Genomic DNA, 2,748 nt, shown 5'->3' on the forward strand with positions numbered 1-2,748 from the left:
TTGGATTCTCGCTTCCCCAGCGTTCGTGCTGGAATCAGCGTGTCCAAGATCAGGGGGCAGGCCCCGTATTAATTTCCTCAGAGCGATGTGAGGATTTGGAGGTCCGCACCTCTAAAGTTTAGTTGAAGCGGCAGATGCGTTAAGTTCGAGGGGCCGGGAGGAGACCTCTGGGTATGAGAGTCGGAACGATGGAGACTCCATACCAAGTAATAGTGCGCCGTTCAGAGGGTGCCGTTGACGTCATGGCCGGTGTAGGCCCGCAGGCGCCCCGCGCCCTCAAGGGCGCCGGCCTGAGGTTCGACGTTCTCCTCCACTGTGCTGACCCGCGCGTATGTCGTTTTCAGAACCTGACTGCACTCTGGGGTCGGTAATCTCGCGAGTAGTGCTGTCCACTTCTGAACGCTGGCTGCTCAGAAGTCCTATGCGCTGCCATCACTTCTGCCCAGTAGTCCTATTCACGTAAAGGCGCCAGGGGTGGCGCGATCGGCTCAGGAGGTCAGTGCGGATCCGGTGGGCGCGCTGGGTAGGGATATGGCGGCGGGCTGACAGCGCTAGGTAGAGACGGTGACGATGTTCTCGGGGGTGCCAGGCGGTTCTGTCGTGGCCGCGGCGTGACGGCGCAAGTATTGGTAGACCGTCTCCCGGCTGACCCCGTACTGGCGAGCCAGTTCGGACTTCGGCGTGCCGGCTGCCGCGCTGGCCACTAGGCCGGCCATCTTCTCCGAGCTGAGGCTACGTTTACGTCCCTTGTAAGCGCCGCGTTGCTTGGCCAGGGCGATGCCCTCGCGTTGGCGTTCCTTGATCAGGGAGCGTTCGAACTCGGCGAAGGCGCCCATGACCGAGAGCATCAGGGTGGCCATGGGTGAGTCCTCGCCGGTGAAGATCAGGTTCTCTTTGAGGAACTCCACTCGCACGCCCTTGTCGGTCAGGGCGCGCACGACCGCCCGCAGGTCTTCCAGGTTCCGGGCCAGGCGGTCCATGGAGTGCACGAGCACGGTGTCCCCGTCGCGGGCGAACCGGATCAGCTCCGCCAGCTGCGGCCGGTTGACGTCCTTGCCGGAGGCCTTGTCCGCGTAGACCCGGTCCAGGGCCAGGCCCTCGAGCTGGCGCTGTTCGTTCTGGTCAAGGGTGCTGACCCGCACGTACCCGATCCGCTGACCTGCCACCGGCGTCTCCCGTCGTCAAAGTGTCAGGGTGAAATCTAAGACCCTCCGCAGAGTGCGTCAAGCAATACAAAATCAGACCCTATCTTGACGCTCATCGAAATGGCGCCCTGACGTCAGGTTGGGGTGTACCTCAACTGGGCGCTCGGTGGACGCCGCAAGCCCGTCACCAAGCCTGATGGAGCGTGCGCCGTATGGCGCCCGGTCATCGGGACCGACACCGGGCGGGTCCTACGGGATGTATTTAGTGGCGTGCCACCGTTCATCCACGTCGGCTGCTGGTGTGCCCGGTGGGGGTTGCGCTGGGTAGCTCGGCCCGGGGTGGGTTTGCCCCACTCGGTGCCGATCACGGCGTCGGCGTCCGCGGAGAGCAGGGTGTTGATCATGGTCTGCAGCAGGTGGCGCATCATGTCGGGGGACGCTTCGCACAGGGCTTCGCCCAGCAGGCCGGCAGGGTCGAGAATATGAGGAGCGGTCATCGTGATGACTCCATTCGAGGGTGCTGTGAGAGGTTCACTCGAAGGATCACACGGTGGCCGCGTCCACGTCTGAGACAACGTGCCCGGCCACCGGGCGTTACACCACTATGCGGGACTCAACTGCGCGCTGCACGGTCTCGGGGGTGGTCTGGGGGTTAGGGACTAGCTCGATCACCGGGATGGCGAAGGGCGGGTTGCCGGGGTGGGCGACCAGTGCGCGGGATTCCGCGCCGGTGCCGGCCGCCGAGGTGGAGGTGGTCATGAACGATGACGATGAGGCCAGCACGCAGTGCCGGCCCGTCAGCTCGGCGAGTTCGGAGAACAGCGGGCGTTTGAGGTCCTCGCGTTCGGGCACGCATTCTTGCATCAGGGCGGCCCCGTCCACCGCCTCCGCGACCTCAGCGGCCACCCGTAGCCGGGCGGTGATCTCGGCGACGGGTACCTCGAGCAGACCGTGGGCTTTCAGGGTGGACAGGCGGGCGGTGGTCTCGCCGGGGATGGCTGCGCGGCGGGGTTGACGGTTCAGTCATGGTGGGCTCCTACGGTCATGCCTCCGCAGACGTATAGGGTTTGGCCGGTGACGAATCCGGAGCGCTCATCCAGCAGGTAGCTGACCGCGTGGGCGACGTCCTCGGGGGTGCCCATCCGCTGGACGGGCACGGAGTCGATTATGGCTTGGGTTGCCGGGGCGTCGGCCGGGTTGGCGGTGGTGAACAGTTCGGTGGCGATCGGGCCGGGGCCGACCGCGTTGGCGGTGATGCCGTTCGCGCCTTCCTCCAGAGCCCAGGTCCGGGTCATGCCCTGCAGGCCGGCCTTGGTGGCCGCGTAGGCGGTGCGGCGCTCTTTGCCCAACGCCGCCCGCGAGGACATCGAGACGATGCGGCCGAATCCGGCCGCGCGCATGCCCGGCAGCAGCGCCCGGGCGCATAGGAAGGCGCTGCGCAGGTTTAGGGCGATGGCGGCGTCGAACTCGGCAAGGGTCTGGTCCTCCAGCAGGTTCGGGAACACCGCGCCGACGTTGTTGACCAACCGGGTGATCGGTCCCTGTTCCAGTGCCCTGGTCAATGCCGCGGTGGTGGACTCCGGATCTGACAGATCGCAGTGGA

The 2,748-nt window shown here is 65.7% G+C and carries 3 protein-coding genes and 1 pseudogene; all 4 read right to left on the reverse strand.

Translation table 11 applies throughout. The annotated features are described in order from the left end of the window. Window positions 1–551: 551 nt before the first annotated feature. Window positions 552–1,166 (reverse strand): recombinase family protein, encoded by a 615-nt coding sequence (locus tag ABD161_RS15565; protein WP_344005043.1) that lies wholly within the window; start codon window positions 1,164–1,166, stop codon window positions 552–554. Window positions 1,167–1,303: 137 nt separating this feature from the next. Then, window positions 1,304–1,642 (reverse strand): annotated as a pseudogene (locus tag ABD161_RS16015) (transposase); the annotation flags it as partial. A gap of 97 nt (window positions 1,643–1,739) precedes the next feature. Then, window positions 1,740–2,168: a 3-hydroxyacyl-CoA dehydrogenase NAD-binding domain-containing protein gene (locus ABD161_RS15575; protein ID WP_344005052.1), complete on the reverse strand. Its 429-nt coding sequence runs from the start codon at window positions 2,166–2,168 to the stop codon at window positions 1,740–1,742. After that, on the reverse strand, window positions 2,165–2,748 hold a 584-nt coding region (locus ABD161_RS15580; protein ID WP_344005047.1), incomplete at its 5' end, for an SDR family NAD(P)-dependent oxidoreductase. The genes ABD161_RS15575 and ABD161_RS15580, both read right to left, overlap by 4 nt.

Source organism: Microbacterium paludicola (assembly GCF_039529675.1).
In the GTDB taxonomy this organism is placed as follows: Bacteria; Actinomycetota; Actinomycetes; order Actinomycetales; family Microbacteriaceae; genus Microbacterium; species Microbacterium paludicola.